Origin of the sequence: Methylomonas montana (assembly GCF_030490285.1) — a bacterium.
In the GTDB taxonomy this organism is placed as follows: domain Bacteria; phylum Pseudomonadota; class Gammaproteobacteria; order Methylococcales; family Methylomonadaceae; genus Methylomonas; species Methylomonas montana.
The window spans coordinates 883739-903388 of record NZ_CP129884.1; the positions used below are offsets into that span (position 1 = coordinate 883739).

Genomic DNA, 19650 nt, shown 5'->3' on the forward strand with positions numbered 1-19650 from the left:
CCATCGGACAAACGAGCTTGAGTAATGGCGTCCCCTCGCCGCCTCACCAAACGCTCGTCGGCGCATACGTTTCGCCACAGCTTCGCCAGTCATCTTTTACAGGCCAACGTCGACTTTAATTTTTGTTGTTTTCACGGCGTCGTTATCTAGTGTATAAAGTATGCAGACATTGCCCGTTTATCATATTGTTAGGTTTTCAGTCCGCCAAGGAGGAGCAAGCTGAGCATCCGAAATTCACAGCCATATCAAAATAGGTTTGGTGCGCAGGTCGATCTTTTGCTTCTACTGGCAAACGATGAACAGATAGGCAAGCCCGCCAAGCCGAATGCTGATGTTGCTGAAATATATTCTCGATATTTTCAGGTTAACTGTCGGTTATGGACATATCTTCAATTGACGCAAAAAAGCCATCCTCCGATTTCGGTGCTTTAAGGCCAGGGAGCGGTTTAAGGGACTTTTTGATGCTGTTCCTGCCAATCGCGCTATTGGTCGTCGTCGGCACATGGGCGCTAGGCGAATCGCGCATCAATGCCGAACTGTCCATGCTGATGGCTGACGAAAAAACCTATGTCGATCTTAGCCAAGGGCGTCTGGATCAGGAATTAGCCGTACCCATACGGCATCTGGCCAGTCTGGTTAGTGAAAAGCCTGTGCGTCAAGTCTACGAAGCGACGGAAGGCACTGATCTCAAACAAATGGAAGAAGCCTTTATCTCGTTGATGTCGCGCAATCCAAGTTACGATAAAGTGCGCTGGATCGACGAACAAGGCAGGGAACGCGTTCGGCTCAACAATATCGGCGGACGGCCGGTATTAGTTCCCCAGCATGAATTGCAGGGCAAGCAACATCGCTATTTCTTTAACAATGCCATGCGGCTAAATGCCGGCGAGATTTATATTTCACCGCTGGATTTGAACGTGGACAACGATCAAATCGAGAGGCCTTATAAACCCACTTTACGGGTTGCCACACCTGTCTTCAACGCGGCCGGCAATCGTAGCGGCATCCTGATTATCAATGTGGCCGCCCGTGTCATGTTGAATGCTTTCGTTAGCAGCGCTGGCCCGGCCGTCGACCGCATGATGTTGGTCAATGCAGACGGTTACTGGCTGAAAAGCCCCGACGAGGCTGATGAGTGGGGTTTCATGTTCCAGCGGGAAGTGACCATGGTCGCCCGCTACCCGGAGGTGTGGGCCGCTATTGCAAAATCGGATCAGGGCCAAATTCGCTTGGCGGACGGCCTGTGGACCTGGAGTTCGGTTTCGCCGGCGCCGGAACGAGATGTGCGCCTGGTGCATAACATCCATTGGAAAGCGATTACCCACGTGCCGGCAACCGAACTGTCCGCGTTGGAGGCCGAGGTTTGGCCGGCCAAGATCGGCGGTGCGTTGCTGATACTCGGGCTGTTCGGATTCGGCATCAGCCGCTTGGTGCAAGCCAAAACGGCGCGCTCTCGGGCCGAGAAGGATGCGGCCCTGGCGCGTAGCGAAGCGGCGGCGGCGCATAGATTGCAGGAAGCTCAGGCTTCTTTTCGGATGTTGTTCGAGGCCAATACCAGTGGTTTGTTGGTGGTGGATGCGGAAGGCCGCATCGTCATGGCTAATCCGGCCTTCGAGAGTATGTTCGGCTACCGACTTTCCGAACTGCTCAACCAAACTCTCGAAACACTGCTGCCCCAACAGGATCGTCGTCAGCATGCGCAACAGCGCTCGCGCTATCAACGCGATCCCACCAGCCGAGTCATGGGCGCCGGTAGAGATTTACAGGGTACCCGCAAGGACGGCAGCGTATTTCCGATCGAAATCGGGCTCAGCCCGTATCGGGACAATAACCAAGCTTTTGTGCTGGCCACCATCGTGAATATATCCGAGCGCAAACGTGCGCAGGACGAAATCTTGCGGATGAACGAAGCGCTGGAACGGCGCGTGGACGAACGCACAACGGAACTGCAAGCGGCGCGACAGGAGGCGGAACGCCTGTCCAGCGTTAAAGGCAATTTCTTGGCTAACATGAGCCATGAAATACGCACACCGATGAACGCCATCCTGGGGCTGGCTTATTTGTTGGAAAAAGCCAAACTCGCTCCGGAAGAGCTCTCGCTGGTGAAGAAAATTCGTATTGCCGGACGCTCGCTGCTGGGCATCATCAACGATATTCTGGATTTCTCCAAGATCGAATCGGGTCGTCTGGAAATCGAGCATGCACCGTTCCGGCTCAGCGATGTGCTGGATAATGTCGCTACCTTGATGTCGGCCGTCGAATACAAACATAGCGTCGAGTTGATCATGGGGCCTGCGCCGGACGGCGTTGAATTCCTGCGTGGCGATACACTGCGCTTAGAGCAGATACTGGTCAATCTAACCAGTAATGCGCTCAAATTCACCGAGCAAGGTAGCGTGACGCTGACTGTCACGCGGGAGCTCGAAAAAGACGGACGCGATTATCTGCGCTTCAGTGTGGTGGACACCGGCAAGGGTATAGCCGTCGACAAGCAAGCGGAAATCTTTAACGCCTTTACCCAGGAGGATACCTCCACGACACGCTGCTTCGGCGGTACCGGCCTAGGTTTGTCGATTTGTCGTTGTTTGGTGAAAATGATGGGTGGTGAAATCGGTGTGGTCAGCGAACAGGGTAAGGGCAGCGAATTCTGGTTTGTGCTGCCGGTGGAAATGCTCGAGCCTCAGGATTATGTGCAGCCCGCCATGGCTTTCCAGAGTGTGCTGATTGCGGACGATCATCCCGTCGCCCGGGAAATGCTGGCCGCCACCGTGCGCAGCCTGGGTTGGAATCCGGAAGTGGTAGCCTCGGGCGAGGAGGCGGTACAGCGGGTCGTTGCCCGTGCGGAGAATAACAAGCTGCCGGATATCTTGCTGCTGGACTGGCACATGCCGGGGATGGATGGCCTGGAGGCGGGGCAACGCATTAAGAAAATCCTTGGCGATTTGCCTGACGGGCCATTGATCGTGATGGCCACTGCTCATGATCGCGAAATTTTGGTGCACGAGCCCGGCGCGGAAGTGGCCGATGCCGTTCTGAATAAGCCAATCACGGCCTCCGCGCTGTATAACGCGGTATCTGAAGCCAAGCGCCGGCATCAGGGAGAAAGCGCTTGCGATAAGCCCGAGACGGTAGCAAACGACGGGCGTCTTCGCCAACTGCGGGTATTGGTGGTGGATGATAGCGAAATCAATCGTGATATGGCGGGCCACATTCTGGAATCGGAAGCTGCCGTCGTGCATCTGTCCGATGACGGCCAAGCTGCTGTCGAATGGCTGCGCGCCAATGCTGGTCGGATCGATGTGGTTTTAATGGACATCCAGATGCCGGTGATGGACGGCTACGAAGCGACCCGGCAGATTCGCGAAGATCTGGGTCTAACTTCTTTGCCCATCATCGCGCTGACCGCGGGCGCATTCAAGAATCAGCAGGCAGCGGCATTGGCGGCTGGCATGAATGGGTTCATCGCCAAACCCTTCGATGTCGACGATTTGATCAGGCAACTTCAACAATACGTCATCCATCGACACGAGAACAACGCCGTGCCGATGGCGGCAGAGGCTGTTCCCACCATTCAAACCAGCGTAACCCCAATTATCGATCTGGAGCGAGGCTTGCGCAGTTGGGGAGATATTGGGGTTTACCACAATTATCTGCGCAAGTTTGCGGATGCCCATGGTCACGATGGCGATGAAATGGCTAAGTTCATCGCGCAGGGATCGCCGGAAAACGCCCGTATCTTGGCGCACAAATTAAAAGGCGCTGCCGGCACTATGGCATTGATGGCAGTATGGAAGTTGGCCGAAAAGATCGAACGAAAGCTGACTGAAGGTAGTGAAGCAGGCGAGTTGCCAATACTACAAATGGCATTGGACGATGCGTTAAACGAGATTGCGCGTCTTACCAAGCCGCATCCACATGACGATGTCATTTCCTGTGCAACCAATAGCAAGGTCCTGTTGCAATTGTTGCGTGATTTGCTGCTGGCGCTGGACCTGGATAACCCAGATGACGCGGAGCCCTCATTAATCGCGCTAGAGAAAGCCTTGCCATCGCAAATGCTGGAGCCTATTCGCGAGCTGTTGGATAACTTTGATTTCCGTGCCGCCGAGCAGCAAACCAAAGCCCTCATAAAACAATTAAACATCAGCCTGGAGGAAGTTTAATCATGGTAAACGGTCCGATTCTATGCGCCGATGATGAACCCTATAATTTGGGTATCCTGCGCATGGCGCTTAAAGAAGAGCACTCGCTGGTATTTGCCCGTAGCGGCCAGGAAACCCTGCAAGCCGTGGACAAACATAATCCTGCCTTGATTCTGCTTGATGTGCAGATGCCGGACATGGATGGTTATGAAGTTTGCCGCCGCCTGAAGAGTAATAACCGCACACAAGATATTCCGGTCATCTTTGTCACCGGCATGACCCAGGAAGTCGATGAAAGAGCCGGATTCGACGTCGGTGCGGTGGATTACATCGCCAAACCGGTTTCAGTCCCCATCGTACAGGCCAGAGTACGCACCCACTTGTCGCTGGTGCGAGTCGATAAGCTCGAAAAAAGTTATCATGATGCGGTACATATGCTGGGCAAGGCCGGGCATTATAACGATACCGATACCGGCGCCCACATCTGGCGAATGGCGGCATATAGCCGCTCCCTGGCCGAGGCGATAGGTTGGGGCAGGGAGCGTTGTAGTTTGTTGGAATTGGCCGCGCCGATGCACGATACCGGCAAAATCGGCATCCCCGACGCGGTTTTGAAAAAACCGGGCAAACTGGATGCGGAAGAATGGACGATCATGAAGACTCATACCAGCATATAGGTCACGGTATTCTCAAGCAAAGCAATGCCCCCATGTTTCAGCTGGCCGGGGAGATCGCGCTAAATCACCATGAAAAATGGGATGGCAGCGGTTATCCCAATGGCCTGTCGGCGGAGGATATCCCGGAGTCGGCGCGTATCGTGGCGGTTGCTGATGTATTCGATGCCCTTTCCATGAAACGTCCTTATAAGGATGCCTGGCCTCTGGACAAGACGCTGGAGTTCCTTAAAGAAAACGCCGGAAGCCATCTGGAGTCCCGATTGGTGGACGCCTTCATGGATATCCTGCCTACCATTCTGGATATAAAAACCGATTGGGATACGCGCGAGCTGGCATTGGCAGGAAATCTTTAAAAGGTAGCAGTCCGATAGGCGCGGAGGAAACTTGATGGGTTTATCGCGCTGAAACGTTTGGGTGGGTGGACGCGAGCGGAGCGCGCCCACCCGGAAAATACCTGCTTATGCCTGTTTTTTCGCGTTTTTGCTTCTACGCCAAAAATAGCCGATTGCGCCAGCGCTGACTACCGCTAGCACACCCAGCATGAAACGCGGCTCAACGACCTTGACCGAGTGGTTTTCGTCCTTATATTTGAATTTAGCCAGCACGCCCAGGGCCGGATCGGTGATGTCGATGGCAATCGATTTGGCGGACAGATTTAACAGCTGTACTTCGCTACCGTCGAAAGGTTTGTTGTTGCGGGTGTCCTTGGTGACCATACCCGCGTACAAAGGGGTTTCGCTAAGGTGTGAGGCACTTAATTCTTTGGCAATTTCTTGTTCAAGTTCGCGAGTGGTTTTGCCGTCGGTTTTGATCCGGATGGGTTTTTGATCGTCTATCGCGATCTGGATTTCGCCTTGCGAGGCAGTTAGGGCTTTTTTAGAACTAAAGCCGTCCAAATATTCAACGTCGGCGCTAAATACCAAGTCCAGGGCGACTTCCACACCGTCGGCATTGAAACTTTTATCGGCCAAGTCGAAACGCAAGGCTTGATTACTATAGTCTCTGACCGTGACCGTGGTTAAGGAATATCCGGCCTTATTGCTAATCACCAGCTCCGCCTGATCCTGTGGTTGCGTGACGGTAATGCCGCGCCAATTGGGGTCCAGCTGAATCATGCCATCCTTCATCGCGATCAGCAGTTTTTTGGCGATCGCGGCGGGCGGGGTGTCCGCGTCGTACTTATTGGCATTCAAAAAGCTCAAACCGGTCGAACGGTACAACTCGCCATCGTCGATGCGCCATTCGGCGGTGTACGAAAACAGCGAGTCACTGGTTCTTCTGGGCATGCTGGTATGAATCCGCAATTTATCCTGATCTGCCGGCGTGGTGACCGCATAGGCCGGCGGGCATAAGCTGCCGATTGAGAGTAACGCGAAGGCGAGTGAGGCGGGAGTCATTATTGGCTTCATTGCTATTCCGGACGGCAAAAACACCACGTTAGCATAATCATTGGGTAAGGGGATAGGTTGCCTTGGTGACCGCCGATGAATATTGCTATTGGTAAATTAGTCTCCCGCTTGGAGTGCCGGGGCGTTCTCCAGTTCCGCCAATTCCGTCGGCGTATTGATATTGGCGAATATTTGCGGCGCATCGCTAAAATCAACTTTTACCAATGTATGCCGGTAAAACCAGTTTTGCAGTTTGCGTTCGCCGCTTTGCAGGTAAGCGTGCAAATCAAGTCGTAGATCGGTTTTCAAGGCTGCGAATACCGGATGCAAGCGCTCGCCGTCGAAAGCCACGGCAATGTCGGCGCAGCTAGTGAGTAGCGCCGATAGCAGGCGTTGCAAATGTGCGGTTTCGATCAGCGGCGAGTCGCAGGGAGCGATCAGCAACAGCGGATTGTGTGCGGTCTGCATTGCCGCCAAAATGCCGGCCAGCGGGCCGTCGAAGTTTTGATTGGCATCGCTGATCAACGGATATGCAAACTGCCGGTAACGGTCCAGGTTGCGATTGGCGCTAATCAGCAGTTCGTCGACCAAGGGGGCCATGGCCGCCAGCGGGTAACTGATCAGCGGCCGGTTTTTGAACGGTAGCAAGCCCTTGTCTTGTTGCCGCATGCGTCGAGCCATGCCGCCCGCCAGTACCACGCCGCTTACTTTGTTTTGCCCGCTCATGATGATAAGCTTTGCCTATGTTGAAGAGAGCCGCCATTTTCGCAAGCCTGCTGTCGATTGCAAGTTGCGCCGCGCAGCCTTTGCACAGCGAATGGGTGACCTATTATCAAGTCGAAACCGCAAAACCTTACGATGAAGTGTTGGCGGAACTGGAAATCGCGATCGCCGAACACAATTTCCGCATCACCGGCCATAGCCGGGTAGGCAAGGTCATCCGCGAACGAGGCGCCGAGAATTTTCCGGAATACGATACCGTGCAATTTTGCAATCTGACGCTGGCGAAGACGGTTTTGGATATTACCCCGCACGCGATCGGCTACATGCCTTGCAATGTCGTGACCTATCAATTCGAAGGCAAAACCATCGTCAGAACCCATTTGTTGCCGGAAGATACCGATAATCCCGCGTTGAATAAATTTGCCAAGGAAATGAACCCGCAACTGCGGCAGATTGTCGATTTTGCCGCCGAACAATAATATTTTCACAACGATAAAAACGAGCACCATGAAAAAATCACTATTCCCGACTCTTGCTGTTTTGGCGCTGCTCAGCGGTTGCGCAACCACTCAGGAAAATGCTAAACCCGAAACGGCGGAGAGCGAGCCGGCAGCCTTGGTCAACGATTATCCGACCCGCGATCGTGTTGATTATGTGCTGGAATGTGTCGCCAAGCACGGCGGCCTGACTTATATCAATCAATACGCTTGCGGCTGCAAAATCGACAAAATCGCCGAAAAACTCAGCTTTGAAGAATACGAATCGGCCAGAACTTTTACGCAGATGCAAAAAACCCCTGGCGAAGCCGGCGCGGCGTTTCGCGATCCTAAGCAGTCCAAGGATTTACGCACCCGTTTGAAAGACGCCGATGCCGAGGCGGAAAAAGCGTGCTTCGTAAAATAGCACAGCCGTATGCGGATATTCGCGAGGTCCGGACTCGTGACCAAGTCAAGTAGCGTTTTGAAAAGTAGCAGCAAATAACCAATATTTTCTCACCGCCATGCCCAACGCAGAATTCTTTCTCTCATATCCCAAGTTCAAACTGGCGATTCTGGCTTTATTGACGCTGAATATCGGCATTTACGCCGCCTTCGATACCATGACCACTGCGGTCGATGCCTTGGCCTGGGTGATATTATTGGTGATGTTCGAACTGGAAACCGTCAAGGCCGCACCGTTTGCCGATAGTTCGCTGCACGCGATGCGGAATGTATTGATTGTGGTGATCTTGTTGGTGTTTGGCAGTTATATTCGCGATAGCGAATGGCTGGATGTCATCAATTCCGCGTTATGGTTTGTGTTGATCGCACTGCTGGAGCTGGAAGTCCGTTGGCCGTCCATGGTGGCGCGGCACCACACCGGGTTTTGGTTGATGACTATTGCCGTCTTCTCCGGCTTGATTGGCCTGGTAGTAGCCTGGCTGATGCAGTCGGCTTGGCTGGATGCATATGACGCGTTGCTGTGGATAGCGGCGTTCGGGGTGATTGAAGTCGATATTTTCCGCTTCCTGCAACTCAAGCGGGATTAGGCGTCGACACAATCCGCCGAAACGTCAAATTGATACGGGGCTGCTTGGCTTGGCGGGTTTTCGGCAATTCGTGGCGCCAATGATGTTGCAACTCGCCGGCCATGATCAGCAAATCGCCGTGGCTTAGCGCAATATCCAGTGTCATGCGGCTGCGGTTATCACGGAAACGCAGCAAACGCGTTTCGCCGAAACTCAGCGAGGCGATAAGCGGGTTCGGTCCCAATTCCTTTTCATTGTCGGCATGGCAACCCATCGAGTCGCGGCCGTCGCGGTATAGATTGGCCAAAACGCTGTTGAACGGCTGCCTGCAAATGCCTTCGACGTCCGACCTTAGCGTCAGCAATTCCTTAGTCCAAGGCAAAGGCTGGTGATCGATGCCGGAATAGCGGTAATCGGCGCCCGGATCGCCATACCAGGCCATCAACCGAGGTACCGGTAGCCAGCGCCCGTAAATGTATATTCGCTCGGTTTGCCAAGCCAGGGTTTGCAGCAGAATTTGCAGGTAGTTATCGGCAATGGCCGCCGGGTAAAAGCCTGACAGTAGATATAACTCGCCGTCGTGCGGCGCCAGGTTGGGGTGTTTGGCGAATAAGGCGTTCGAGAATGGCATAGCGGGGGAGTTTGGGCAAGTCGGGCGAGTTTAGTCGCCCGGCGGCAAGCCCGTCAGGCGAACGAATTCGCCTCAACTGTTTTAATTCACCAACAAAATAATCAGCTGCGCGGCAATGATGCGCAGGATCATGACCAGCGGATAAACGGTGGCATAAGCCATCGACACCGCCGCCGATGGGCTGAGATTGTTGGCAAACGCCAAAGCCGGCGGATCGGTCATGCTGCCGGCCAGCATACCGCAAAGGCTGAGGAAGTTGAGCTTGTAGACCACTCGGGCTACCGCGGCGATGATCAGCAAAGGCAGCAGGGTGATCAATGCCGCGCAAGCCATCCAGTAAAAGCCGTCGCCTTTTACCAAGGTTTCGACGAATTGGTCGCCGGAGTGCAAGCCGACGCAGGCCAGGAACAGCACGATGCCGATGTCTTTTAAAATGATGTTGGAGCTTTTCGGCAGATGCCAGGTCATCGTGCCCCAGTTGCCAACCCGGCTGAGAATGATCGCTACCAGCAGCGGGCCGCCGGCCATGCCGAGTTTCACCGCTGACGGAATGCCGGGCAAATACATGGGTAAGCTGCCCAGCAATACGCCCAGCGAGATGCCGATGAAGATCGGCATGATCTGCGGATGGTTGATTTCCTCCAGGGAGTTGCCCAGTGCTTTTTCGATGCTGTTCAGTGCTTCCTGGCTGCCGACTACATTCAGTTCGTCGCCGAAATGAACATGCACGTTACTGGTGGGCGAGAACTCGACATCGGGTCTATGGATTCGGGAAATGGTGACGCCGTACAGCATGCATAGATTGCCGACGGTTTGATTGATCGCGGTTTTGTTGGTGACCAATAGCCGCCTGCTTTGCAATTTGGTAGCGATTTGTTTCAGATCGACATCCGATTCCGGGCCGATCAGGATTTTCAACTGTTCCAGTGGTTCGCGCTCGCCGACCAGTCTAATGGTATCGCCGATCGCCAACCGGCTGTCCTGGCCGGCGACATCGACTTCGCCGTTGTGCAGGATGCGGGTCATCACCACGTTCATGCCTTCGAAGAACGGAATTTGCCGCAGCGTCAGGCCGTTCAGGTTAGGGTTTTCCACCCGCAAGTCTTTCCAGATCGGCACATGGGCGTCTTGCTGTTGTTTGTCGGCAAAGTGTTTGGCTTCGTCGGCGATGTCCACCTTAAACAAACGTTTGTTGAGCAACATCGCCAAAATGATGCCGGCGATGCCGAACGGATAAGCCACCGCATAACCCAAGCCTGGCATTTTCAGCGTTTCGCTGCTGATATCGGGCAGGCTGCCCAGCACTTGTTGGGCGGCAGCCAACGAAGGGGTGTTGGTGGTGGCGCCGGAGAATAGACCGACCGCAACCGGCATCGGAATGCCGCCGACGATGCTGATAATGACCGTGATCACGGCGCCCAACAACACGATCGCGGCGGCCATGCCGTTCAGGCGCAGGCCATAACGGAAAAACGAGCTGACGAAGCTGGGGCCTACTTGCAAGCCGATCGCGTAAACGAACAGCACCAAGCCGAATTCGCGTAAAAAATGCATTACTTCCGGATTGATACTGAGCTGAAAATGCCCGAACAGCAGTCCTGAAAACAGCACGCCGGCGATACCGAGCTGGATGCCGGCCAGCGATAATCTGCCTAAAACCAGGCCGCTGGCGACGACCAAGCTGATGATTAATAGGGTGTGCGGTACGGAATCTTGATTAAAAAGGGCGAGCAACCAGGACATGGCCTATTCCTTCGGTTTGGTTGAGGTGATTTTAGGTTTGCTTAGTCAATGTCGCCTGACTATGATGGAAATGCCTGATAGCGCATTCAGTTGTCAGGATTGTACAACAAGCCAACCAAGGGTGATCGCGATGAATAATAAATACCATAAGATCAAGTACATCGTCATGCTGGGGCTGTTTGCCGCCAGCGCCAATGCCGCCGATATCAACGCAGGCAAAACCAGCGCCGCCGCTTGTCAGGGCTGTCACGGTGCCGCCGGCATCAGCAGCAGTCCGTTATGGCCCAGTCTGGCGGGGCAGAGCGCTATTTATATAGAAAGCCAATTGAACAAATTCCGTACCGGGCAGCGCGATAACGATGTGATGAAACCGATCGCTGCCGGTTTATCCGAGAACGATATTCAAAATGTGGCCGCTTACTATGCCAGTTTGCATGGTAAGTCGGCGGCGGGTGGCGGCGATGCCAACCTGATCAAACAAGGCAAGGACAAGGCCGGCATGTGCCTGGGTTGTCACGGCAATAATGCCCAAGGCATGGGCATGGTGCCGAAACTGGCGGGACAGCAAGCGCCGTATTTGGCAAAACAACTGACCGATTTCAAGAAAGGCGCCCGCAAGGCGCCGCAGATGAACGCGATGGCGCAATCGCTCAGTGAAGAGGATATCAAGGCATTGGCGGCTTATTTGGGGTCATTGTAAGCGTGTTCGCTTGAGTCTCATCGCTCCGAATTCTGCGGCGATGAGGCTTGTTTCCAGTTTCTGTGCCAATGGCGCCTTCATTTATAATTTCTTTATTTTCTCGGATATTTATTAATCCAAAGCATGTTTAAACACATCAAAATTGCTGTCCTGATTCCCTGTCATAACGAAGAAGTTTCTATTGCGAAGGTGGTGGCCGATTTTAAAGTCGCGTTGCCGGATGCCGACGTATACGTATTCGACAACAATTCCAGCGATAACACCGTCAGGGAAGCGCTAGCGGCGGGTGCGACGGTCCGCAGCGAAACTCAGCAGGGGAAGGGCCATGTCGTCCGTCGCATGTTTCGCGATATCGACGCCGATTTTTACCTGATGGTGGACGGGGACGATACTTACGACGCCAGTTTGGCGCCGGATATGATCAAGCTGGCGATGAGCGGGCCTTACGATCTGGTGAATTGCATCCGCCGCGAAACTGGCGATGAGGCTTACCGGGGCGGACATCGCTTCGGAAACCGGTTGTTGACCGGCGTGGTCAGGCGAATTTTCGGCAATCGGATACTGGATATGCTGTCCGGTTATAAGGTGTTTTCGAGGCGATTCGTGAAATCCTTTCCGGCCTTGTCTACGGGGTTTGACATCGAAACCGAGTTGACCGTGCATACCCTGGAGTTGTCGATGCCGGCCGCGCACATCGAGGGCGTTTACCGGGGGCGCGCCGAAGGTTCGGAAAGTAAATTACGCACATACCGCGACGGTTGGCGGATTCTGAGGCTGATTATCAGGCTGGTCAGGCACGAGCGGCCCATGGTGTTTTTCGGAACCTTGGCCATGGCGCTAGCCTTGGCGGCCTTGTTGCTGATTTGGCCGGTGATCGAGACTTATCTGGATACCGGCTTGGTGCCCAGATTCCCGACCGCCTTCCTGGCGATGGGCATCATGCTATTGGCGTCATTGAGCGTGTTTACCGGCACCATACTGGATACCGTGACACGTGGCCGCAAGGAATTGCGCATGCTGACTTATTTGCAATTTCCACCACCGGCCTATGCGCCAAGCAACGGCGACGAGTCACCCGTGCCGCCCTACGGTGACCATCTTAATTCGAAAAACGATGATCTGCTTGGGCAGATCTGGCGTTTTGGCTTGGTGGGGATTGTCGGTTATATCGTCAATGCCGGTTTGGTGGAGTCATTAGTGTTGAGTATGGGGCCGATCCGGGCGCAAATGCTGGCATTTCCGGCGGCGGTCAGCGTCACCTGGTGGCTGAACCGGAGCTATACCTTTGGCGCAAGCCAGCACAGTATTCACTACGAATGGCTACGTTACGTGTTGGCTAATATGTTGGGTTGGGCTGCCAATAACGGCGCTTACCTATGGATGATTTTCAGCATCCCGCTGGCTTACCGACATCCGGCCTTGGCGGTGGCTGTCGGTTCCCTGGCCGGCATGGTGCTAAATTTTTCGGCTTCGCGATTGATCGTGTTTAAAAAAGTTCGCCAAATCTGATGACATTCGTTCGAAAGATCAGCGCGGGAACGCTGCCCGTCGAATCGGTTTTTATAGCCGGATTCCTGATTCATATCGGCATCATGTATCCGGGCTTTCTGTGTTATGACGCCGTCAACCAAATTCTCGAAGCTCGCGAAGGCGTGTATTCCGATTGGCATCCGCCTTTGATGGCTATCGTCTGGCGCTTGACTGATAGCATCTTGCCTGGACCGGCGGGCATGTTGTTTCTACAACTCGTATTGGTATGGTTCGGCGTCTATCTGGTTTTTGGTGCCTTTTTCAAACCTTGCGGCGCCAAAGCCGCCGCACCCTTGCTTTGCGTTTTACTATTTTTGCCGCCGGTGTTTTGCATCAGCGGCGCCATCCTGAAAGATGTGCTGATGTGGGGCGCCTTGCTGATTGCTTTCGGTGTGGCGGGACATATCAAATGCAATAATAACCAGCACTCAGGGCTTACTTCGCTGTTGTTCGCAATAACCGTGTTGTTGTTATGGCTAGCCATCCTGTTGCGGCATAACGCCTTTTTCGCGACGATGCCGATATTGAGCTTTGCCATCTTCCGTTTATATCCAAAAGCCGGTTTTTTAGGATTGATAAGAGCCGCAGTTCCCGGTGCGATAATGGCCCTTGCCTTGTTTGTCGCCACTGGCGCGATTAATACCCGCCTCGCCGATCGGCATACTCATCCCTGGGTGGCCAATGCCGCGTTTGACATTGCCGGTGTCATCAAACGGCTTGAAGATAGGGATCGGCAACAGGCCTTATTCGACCGACTGGCTAGTGCGCTGAACTCGACCGGTTCCGTTGAGCCATTGCTGAATGCCTACACGCCGATGTATTGGCGGGAAATTTTCAGAACTCAGCCGCCAACCTTGCAGCTCCCGACCCATTCGATGGAATCGCAAATACATGGTTTTGAGAGCTTATCCGATCAGCAACGCCAAGCGCTCCGCACGCTTTGGACACAAACCATCCTGGCGGAACCCGTTTTATGGCTACGTCACCGTCTGGCGGTATCGAAATACGTATTGGGTTGGGTGCCGGAAGCCAGCTGGAGCCCGGTGATGATGGGCAAGGAATTTCCGACCGATTTGGAACAGGCTTACGGCGCGCATCCCGTTCCAAGCAAGCTGCAAGAACAAATCGAGGAGGCGATGTTTAAGCTGACCAACGACTGGTATTTTCAGCCCTGGCCGTACTTTATCGCGGCAATCTGCGTTTTTTTGGCGGCTGCCTTTCGCTCCCCAACGGCAAATATCGAAGTCATTTGCCTGACTGCAAGCGGCATCCTGCATGAATTCGGCTTGATGCTGGCGGCGCCGTCGCCCGATTTTCGTTACTCGCACTATATGATTTTTACTACCTTACTCAGCTTGTTGCTGTTGGTGCGGCCTTGGCTGAAACATCGCGATTTTTTGTCCGAAACAGAAAGCCGCTAGTCATTTCGCTGCTTTTTAACGGCGCTTACCATATTCCTGATAGCGGGCTCCAAGCGGCTTGGAAACCGCTTGGAGCTGACTAGTGATTACTGATACGGCGGGGGTGGTGGTGGGGAGCCGGGCGGTGGCGGTGGAATGCGCGTCGGTGGCGTGCTGGATGGCGGAGATTGATAGGAAAATTGTCCAGACACCGGTACCCGATGGCCCTTGCCGTACATGCATTGCACATAAGCATTATCGTAACCTTGTTGGGTGGCTTGTCCGGCGCGTCGGGATTCGCCGCTACCGACGATGGTGCCAGCTACTAAGCCGGTCCCGGCGCCGATCGCCGCCCCGCCGCCACCGCCCAATGCGGCACCCGCTGCCGCGCCGACCGCCGAACCGACTACTGCGCTGCCGAGCTGGCTGTCGGCACTGGCCTGATTCGGCGTCGCGCCTACTTGGCCGGTCGCGTATTGCTGACAAAGATAATCGTCCTGCCGGAATTGTTCGAACGACAGGCCGGTACCCGGCAGCGCCATCACGCTAGGGCCGGACGGCATATGGGCGCAGCCGGTCAATGCCAGCGTAGCGCATAAGCCTGCAAATTGAGTTGTCTTCTTCATTACCACATCCTCCTGTTAATTCCTCGGCGTAGGGTCAACCTGCTGCCATCCGCCCGGACATTGGTTCACGTACGGATAGTAGCCGGCCGGGTTGCTGCAATAGTACCAGTAGCCCTCCGGTAGTGGGCCGCCTTGCGGTTGGCTGCGCTCGCGTTCGATATAAACCGGCGGTTCGGCCGGCACTGTGATGATTTCGCGTGGGTAATACGGATAGTAATAAGGGTAGGTCGGATAATAAGGGCGCGGAAACAACAAGGGTGCGCCCAGATAAAAACCAAAGCCAGGATGAAAATGACCGCCGAAATGGCCGCCGTGGTGATGCGGCCTCGCGTTCGCGGTAAACGCCCATACCGACAGCAAGGCCACCGACAGGAGCAAAATCCAGTGTTTGAGTTTGAACATAAGCACCTCTATGTTGTTTGCCGATTTGAAAATGGGATGTCGATCTCGACGTGCAGACCGCCTGCTTGCCGGTTGCTGGCTTTGATACTGCCGCCGTGCGCTTCGACGGCGCGATGCGCGATGGTCAGTCCCAGTCCGGTACTATGCGGTTTTTGGTGATTGCCGCTGCGGAAAAACGGTTGAAAAATGGCGGTCAAATCGCTGTCGGGAACGCCCGGACCTTCATCATCCACGCCTATTCTTAAGCGGCGATTATCGTTATCGAAATCGGCGTCCACCGTGACGCTGCCGCCTGGTTTGCAATGTTGCACGGCGTTGCGCAATACGTTTTCAATGGCGCGGTGTAGTAGTTCGCTTTGGCATTCGACCAGCGCATCGCCCATGCCCTGGTAATTTAGGTCGACACGGTTTTGTGCCGCTTCGAAGCGGACGTCTTCGACGATGTCGGCCAGCAGATCGCCAAAATTGAGCAGGCCGGCTTTTTCGATGGAAACGCCCGCTTCCAGTTTCGACAGCATCAATAATTCGCCGACCAAGTCGCTGATGCGTTGCGATTCGCGCTCGATGCGTTCCAGCGTGGCCGGCAGCTTGTCAGGTTGCTGCTGAGCCAGGCCGATGGCAGCCTGGATGCGGGCCAGCGGCGAACGTAGTTCGTGAGAAACGTCGTGCAGCAGGTGTTGCTGGGCATTGACCAGCGAACCGATTTGCTGGGCCATGTGATCGAAATCGCGGCCGAGATCGGCCAGTTCGTCGCGGCGTCTGCCGATCGTATGGCCGATGCGGGTCTCCAGGTGGCCTCGAGCCAGCGCGGCGAAGGCGTCGCGTAGGCTACGGATAGGTTTAGCGAAATACCAAGCCAATAAGGCGCTGAACAACAGACTGGCCAACCCGCCGACCACGATCGGCAAAATCGGCGACGGCGGCTCGCGGCGTGATGGCGGATTGCGATTTTCGCCTCTCGGCAGAGGAGGTGATTCTTGATTTCCGCCTTCCGGTGGCGGTCTGTCGAAACCGAATGGCGGCGGGGCGATTGCCGGTAACGGCGATTTGAGCGCGTCGGCAAAACCGTGCTCGGGCAAGGGCACGAATAGCAAATAGCGATGGCCGTCGTCGGCCGATACCATCTTGATGGCGTCGGGGTACCGGCCTTGTAAAAATAGCGCTCTGGCCTGTTGCAAAACTTCCGGTGCCAGCGGTCGGTCCAGTAGCTCCCGGTTCATATCGTCCACCGCATAAATGGATGGGAAGCGGGTGTTTTGCAGGGTTTGGATGAAGTCTCGCAAGCTGTCGATCCCGCCATGCGGCAGTACGCTTGCGGCTAGAGTGACTAAAGAGGCGCGCCTGACATCGATGGTGTCGGCTTGATCGACGATTTGATTTTCGCGCGCGGCATGGCGCAACCAGACGGTGGTGCCGACGCCGATACCTGCCGTTAACAGCGCCAGCCAAAATGCAAAGAAAAACTTCCAGAACAGGCGGCCCATCTTATTCCTTGATCAACTGGTAACCTTGGCCGCGCACGGTTTGGATGTAGGAACGGCCGTCCGCTTGGTTGCCTAGTTTCTGGCGGATGCTGCTCATATGCACGTCTATGCTTCTATCGAAACGCGCCAGTGGCCGGCCCAGGCCTTTTTCGGATAGCTCGTGTTTGCTGACGATATGGCCGACTCGGCTGGCCAGGGTTTCCAATAGATTGAATTCGGTGCTGGTCAGATCCAGGTCTTGCTCAAACCAGGAGGCCTTACGCCTTTCCGGCCATATTTTCAAAGGGCCGGCCACGATCGGGCCTTGCGGATTTGCTGGCTTGGCTTGGGTCCGTCGCAAAATGGCGCGGATTCTCGCGGCCAACTCTCTGGGAGTACAAGGTTTGGGGACGTAATCGTCGGCGCCCGATTCCAAACCGATAATCCGGTCCACATCGTCGCCCTTGGCGGTAAACATCAGTACGGGAATCCGGCTTTCCTGACGGATACGCGCCAAGATTTCGGTGCCTTTGATGTCGGGCAGCATGATGTCCAGAATCACCAGCTGACAATCGCCGGACAGGGCAGACTGCAAGCCTGCCGCGCCGGTGTGGGCCAAGTCGACTGTAAAACCTTCCTGTTGCAGATACTCTTGGAATAGTCCTGCCAGTTCTTCGTCGTCGTCGATAATTAAAACTTTATTCATGCTCGTCGCTCGTTGTTCGCTCGATAGTCATCATAGTCGCGGCGCAGCACGGTCACCAGTCGGATTTACCTGAATTTACACAGTCGTAACAGCACTTAACCTCTGTTTTGAAATACTAACTACGGCGAAATTCAGCAGATTTTGTCGTTAGCTAAATTGTCAATTATTTAGGAGTGAGTGATGAAGAAATTAGTGTTAATACTCGGTTTGTTACCCTTGGCTGTAATGGCCAAGCCACCGCACGGCGAGCATCACGACGGAGGAAAGCCGCCCATGCATAGGTTTGAAGAAGACCACAGCGGACAGCATTTGCCGCGGTATTTAAAAAAACTGGATCTCAGCGAGAAGCAGGAAGCCGATATCAAGAGTCTTTTGAAAACCAAGTTCGGTGACAGTCGATCTCGTTTTGAGGAGGATCATGCGGTGAGAGCCGAATTGCACGCCTTGAGTTTTTCCGCCGACTACAATGAAGAAAAAGCCAAAGCGCTGCTTGAGAAGTCGACAGCGATTCATCAGCAGTTGGCGTTGGAAAAATCCAAACTCGATAATGCGGTTTTTCTGTTGCTGACAGCGCCGCAACAAGAAAAACTGAAAGCCGAAATCGCAAAGTTTGAACATTGAATGAATCTGTTGGCTTTGCATAGTCCGGTGCAGTGGCTGTTGGCCTCCAGGCAGCCCGGCTAAAGCGAAATTAGCAATAAATACAGTGCGTTTGTGATTGGGCAGAGTCTCCGCGATACAGCATGTTAGAAAATTGTTAATGACCAAACAGCCATAATTTCGTAAAATCACCCAAGTTTTTATCTATCAGGAACGGGATGAGTCGCAAGACTTATCCCGTTTTCTACATCTAAGGTGGCCAATCTTGAATAAACCTGCATTACTGGTACTAGAAGACGGGACGGTGTTTCACGGCATATCGATCGGTGCCGACGGCTGTTCTGTGGGGGAAGTGGTTTTTAACACGGCACTGACCGGCTATCAGGAAATTCTCAGTGATCCCTCATACGCAAGACAAATTGTCACGTTGACTTATCCGCACATCGGCAATGTCGGCACCAATGGTGAGGACGATGAGTCCGAGCGAGTATTTGCCAGCGGACTAGTGATCCGCGACCTGCCTTTACTAGCCAGTAGCTGGCGCATCGAAAAGACCCTGCCGGAATATCTGCGCGAGCATAAAGTAGTTGCGATCGCCAACATTGACACCCGGCAATTGACCCGCTTGTTGCGGGATAAAGGTGCGCAGCGCGGTTGTATCATGGCCGGCGAGACGGTCGATGTCGATGCCGCCAGACAAGCCATCGAAGGCTTCCCCGGTTTGCAAGGTATGGACCTGGCCAAGGAAGTGACCACCGCGCAATCCTATGTCTGGACCGAAAATGTCTGGCAATTGGGTGAGGGGCGTAGCGAAGCGCCGAATCTGAATAAACATGTGGTGGCTTACGATTTTGGTATCAAACGCAATATTCTGCGCTTACTGGCTAATCGCGGCTGCCGAGTCACCGTGGTGCCTGCCACCACGCCGGCCGAACAGGTGTTGGCGATGAATCCCGATGGCGTGTTTCTATCCAACGGTCCTGGCGACCCGGAGCCTTGCACCTATGCGATCGAGGCGATCAAAACCATTTTGGAACGAAAAATTCCGGTGTTCGGTATCTGTTTGGGGCACCAATTGCTGGCTTTGGCCAGCGGCGCGAAGACCGAAAAAATGAAGTTCGGCCATCATGGCGCCAACCATCCGGTGCAAGAACTGGCCACCGGTCGGGTGATGATCAGTAGCCAGAATCACGGTTTTGCCGCCAGTGCCGATTTTCTGCCGGCCAACTTAAAGCCGACCTATGTTTCGCTGTTCGACGGCAGCTTGCAGGGCCTGGAACGCACGGATTGCCCCGCTTTCAGTTTTCAGGGGCATCCGGAAGCCAGTCCCGGTCCGCACGATGTCGAGTCCTTGTTCGACGATTTCATCGTTTTGATGAATCAGCCTCGTTCCGCTTAAGTTTTATATAGAG

General features: G+C 54.3%; 19 protein-coding genes. 11 read left to right on the forward strand and 8 right to left on the reverse strand.

Annotated elements, in window-relative coordinates; all coding sequences use genetic code 11:
* The first annotated feature begins 461 nt into the window (after positions 1–461).
* The 3 genes from QZJ86_RS04355 to QZJ86_RS04365 are packed head-to-tail and all read left to right on the forward strand — an operon-like array spanning position 462 to position 5172.
* A complete protein-coding gene (locus QZJ86_RS04355; RefSeq protein WP_301936723.1) occupies positions 462–4163 on the forward strand; it encodes a response regulator in 3702 nt (1233 codons plus the stop codon).
* A 2-nt stretch (positions 4164–4165) separates the two neighbouring features.
* Positions 4166–4819: a response regulator gene (locus QZJ86_RS04360; RefSeq protein ID WP_301936725.1), complete on the forward strand. Its 654-nt coding sequence runs from the start codon at positions 4166–4168 to the stop codon at positions 4817–4819.
* Entirely contained in the window at positions 4786–5172 is a 387-nt protein-coding gene (locus QZJ86_RS04365; RefSeq protein ID WP_301936727.1) for an HD-GYP domain-containing protein, read from the forward strand. Before QZJ86_RS04360 ends, QZJ86_RS04365 begins: the two co-directional genes overlap by 34 nt.
* A gap of 105 nt (positions 5173–5277) precedes the next feature.
* Here the strand turns inward: QZJ86_RS04365 and QZJ86_RS04370 are convergent, their stop codons facing one another.
* Both QZJ86_RS04370 and mobA read right to left on the reverse strand, forming a co-directional pair.
* Entirely contained in the window at positions 5278–6216 is a 939-nt protein-coding gene (locus QZJ86_RS04370; RefSeq protein WP_301936729.1) for a hypothetical protein, read from the reverse strand.
* A gap of 108 nt (positions 6217–6324) precedes the next feature.
* Positions 6325–6933 (reverse strand): molybdenum cofactor guanylyltransferase MobA, encoded by a 609-nt coding sequence (gene mobA, locus QZJ86_RS04375; protein WP_301936731.1) that lies wholly within the window; start codon positions 6931–6933, stop codon positions 6325–6327.
* A gap of 17 nt (positions 6934–6950) precedes the next feature.
* Between mobA and QZJ86_RS04380 the strand changes: the two genes are divergently transcribed.
* The 3 genes from QZJ86_RS04380 (at position 6951) to QZJ86_RS04390 (ending at position 8458) form a co-directional block, all read left to right on the forward strand.
* On the forward strand, positions 6951–7409 hold the full coding sequence (locus QZJ86_RS04380; protein WP_301936733.1) for a DUF302 domain-containing protein: 459 nt from the start codon (positions 6951–6953) through the stop codon (positions 7407–7409).
* Between the two features lie 28 nt (positions 7410–7437).
* Positions 7438–7833: a hypothetical protein gene (locus QZJ86_RS04385; protein WP_301936735.1), complete on the forward strand. Its 396-nt coding sequence runs from the start codon at positions 7438–7440 to the stop codon at positions 7831–7833.
* A 97-nt stretch (positions 7834–7930) separates the two neighbouring features.
* Positions 7931–8458, forward strand: coding sequence for a hypothetical protein (locus QZJ86_RS04390; RefSeq protein ID WP_301936737.1), 528 nt, complete (start codon positions 7931–7933; stop codon positions 8456–8458).
* Here QZJ86_RS04390 and QZJ86_RS04395 read toward each other — a convergent pair.
* A complete protein-coding gene (locus tag QZJ86_RS04395) occupies positions 8445–9068 on the reverse strand; it encodes an alpha-ketoglutarate-dependent dioxygenase AlkB family protein (RefSeq protein ID WP_301936739.1) in 624 nt (207 codons plus the stop codon). The two genes, QZJ86_RS04390 and QZJ86_RS04395, sit on opposite strands and share 14 nt — an antisense overlap.
* Before the next feature lie 81 nt (positions 9069–9149).
* Positions 9150–10811: a putative transporter gene (locus QZJ86_RS04400; protein ID WP_301936741.1), complete on the reverse strand. Its 1662-nt coding sequence runs from the start codon at positions 10809–10811 to the stop codon at positions 9150–9152.
* Positions 10812–10941: 130 nt separating this feature from the next.
* Between QZJ86_RS04400 and QZJ86_RS04405 the strand changes: the two genes are divergently transcribed.
* The 3 genes from QZJ86_RS04405 (at position 10942) to QZJ86_RS04415 (ending at position 14462) form a co-directional block, all read left to right on the forward strand.
* The gene (locus QZJ86_RS04405; RefSeq protein ID WP_301936742.1) at positions 10942–11511 is read left to right on the forward strand and encodes a c-type cytochrome; all 570 of its coding nucleotides are present in this window, start codon (positions 10942–10944) and stop codon (positions 11509–11511) included.
* Positions 11512–11634: 123 nt separating this feature from the next.
* Positions 11635–13020, forward strand: coding sequence for a bifunctional glycosyltransferase family 2/GtrA family protein (locus tag QZJ86_RS04410; protein WP_301936744.1), 1386 nt, complete (start codon positions 11635–11637; stop codon positions 13018–13020).
* Complete coding sequence (locus QZJ86_RS04415) at positions 13020–14462, forward strand: hypothetical protein (RefSeq protein ID WP_301936745.1); 1443 nt, start codon at positions 13020–13022, stop codon at positions 14460–14462. The genes QZJ86_RS04410 and QZJ86_RS04415 overlap by 1 nt, the downstream gene beginning before the upstream one ends.
* Positions 14463–14548: 86 nt before the next feature.
* Here QZJ86_RS04415 and QZJ86_RS04420 read toward each other — a convergent pair whose 3' ends face one another.
* Genes QZJ86_RS04420 through QZJ86_RS04435 form a run of 4 tightly spaced genes read right to left on the reverse strand, consistent with a single transcriptional unit; the run spans position 14549 to position 17638 of the window.
* Positions 14549–15067, reverse strand: coding sequence for a hypothetical protein (locus tag QZJ86_RS04420; protein WP_301936746.1), 519 nt, complete (start codon positions 15065–15067; stop codon positions 14549–14551).
* A 15-nt stretch (positions 15068–15082) separates the two neighbouring features.
* Positions 15083–15469, reverse strand: a complete 387-nt coding sequence (locus QZJ86_RS04425) for a hypothetical protein (RefSeq protein WP_301936748.1) — start codon at positions 15467–15469, stop codon at positions 15083–15085.
* A gap of 8 nt (positions 15470–15477) precedes the next feature.
* A complete protein-coding gene (locus QZJ86_RS04430; protein WP_301936750.1) occupies positions 15478–16953 on the reverse strand; it encodes an ATP-binding protein in 1476 nt (491 codons plus the stop codon).
* A gap of 1 nt (position 16954) precedes the next feature.
* Positions 16955–17638 (reverse strand): response regulator transcription factor, encoded by a 684-nt coding sequence (locus QZJ86_RS04435; protein WP_301936752.1) that lies wholly within the window; start codon positions 17636–17638, stop codon positions 16955–16957.
* Between the two features lie 180 nt (positions 17639–17818).
* Here QZJ86_RS04435 and QZJ86_RS04440 point away from each other — a divergent pair, with 180 nt between their 5' ends.
* Positions 17819–18259, forward strand: a complete 441-nt coding sequence (locus QZJ86_RS04440; protein WP_301936754.1) for a Spy/CpxP family protein refolding chaperone — start codon at positions 17819–17821, stop codon at positions 18257–18259.
* Positions 18260–18503: 244 nt separating this feature from the next.
* Positions 18504–19637, forward strand: coding sequence for a glutamine-hydrolyzing carbamoyl-phosphate synthase small subunit (carA, locus tag QZJ86_RS04445; protein ID WP_301936756.1), 1134 nt, complete (start codon positions 18504–18506; stop codon positions 19635–19637).
* The last annotated feature ends 13 nt before the right edge of the window (positions 19638–19650 follow it).

Excerpts from the sequence above, each read along its gene's own strand:
- QZJ86_RS04385 (WP_301936735.1), top strand. The coding sequence starts at position 7,438 with ATGAAAAAATCACTATTCCCGACTCTTGCTGTTTTGGCGCTGCTCAGC.
- QZJ86_RS04425 (WP_301936748.1), bottom strand. The coding sequence starts at position 15,469 with ATGTTCAAACTCAAACACTGGATTTTGCTCCTGTCGGTGGCCTTGCTG.
- QZJ86_RS04405 (WP_301936742.1), top strand. The coding sequence starts at position 10,942 with ATGAATAATAAATACCATAAGATCAAGTACATCGTCATGCTGGGGCTG.
- QZJ86_RS04415 (WP_301936745.1), top strand. The coding sequence starts at position 13,020 with ATGACATTCGTTCGAAAGATCAGCGCGGGAACGCTGCCCGTCGAATCG.
- QZJ86_RS04370 (WP_301936729.1), bottom strand. The coding sequence starts at position 6,216 with ATGACTCCCGCCTCACTCGCCTTCGCGTTACTCTCAATCGGCAGCTTA.
- QZJ86_RS04410 (WP_301936744.1), top strand. The coding sequence starts at position 11,635 with ATGTTTAAACACATCAAAATTGCTGTCCTGATTCCCTGTCATAACGAA.
- QZJ86_RS04400 (WP_301936741.1), bottom strand. The coding sequence starts at position 10,811 with ATGTCCTGGTTGCTCGCCCTTTTTAATCAAGATTCCGTACCGCACACC.
- QZJ86_RS04365 (WP_301936727.1), top strand. The coding sequence starts at position 4,786 with ATGGACGATCATGAAGACTCATACCAGCATATAGGTCACGGTATTCTC.
- QZJ86_RS04390 (WP_301936737.1), top strand. The coding sequence starts at position 7,931 with ATGCCCAACGCAGAATTCTTTCTCTCATATCCCAAGTTCAAACTGGCG.
- QZJ86_RS04420 (WP_301936746.1), bottom strand. The coding sequence starts at position 15,067 with ATGAAGAAGACAACTCAATTTGCAGGCTTATGCGCTACGCTGGCATTG.
- QZJ86_RS04435 (WP_301936752.1), bottom strand. The coding sequence starts at position 17,638 with ATGAATAAAGTTTTAATTATCGACGACGACGAAGAACTGGCAGGACTA.
- QZJ86_RS04355 (WP_301936723.1), top strand. The coding sequence starts at position 462 with ATGCTGTTCCTGCCAATCGCGCTATTGGTCGTCGTCGGCACATGGGCG.
- QZJ86_RS04360 (WP_301936725.1), top strand. The coding sequence starts at position 4,166 with ATGGTAAACGGTCCGATTCTATGCGCCGATGATGAACCCTATAATTTG.
- QZJ86_RS04430 (WP_301936750.1), bottom strand. The coding sequence starts at position 16,953 with ATGGGCCGCCTGTTCTGGAAGTTTTTCTTTGCATTTTGGCTGGCGCTG.
- mobA (WP_301936731.1), bottom strand. The coding sequence starts at position 6,933 with ATGAGCGGGCAAAACAAAGTAAGCGGCGTGGTACTGGCGGGCGGCATG.
- QZJ86_RS04380 (WP_301936733.1), top strand. The coding sequence starts at position 6,951 with ATGTTGAAGAGAGCCGCCATTTTCGCAAGCCTGCTGTCGATTGCAAGT.
- QZJ86_RS04395 (WP_301936739.1), bottom strand. The coding sequence starts at position 9,068 with ATGCCATTCTCGAACGCCTTATTCGCCAAACACCCCAACCTGGCGCCG.
- QZJ86_RS04440 (WP_301936754.1), top strand. The coding sequence starts at position 17,819 with ATGAAGAAATTAGTGTTAATACTCGGTTTGTTACCCTTGGCTGTAATG.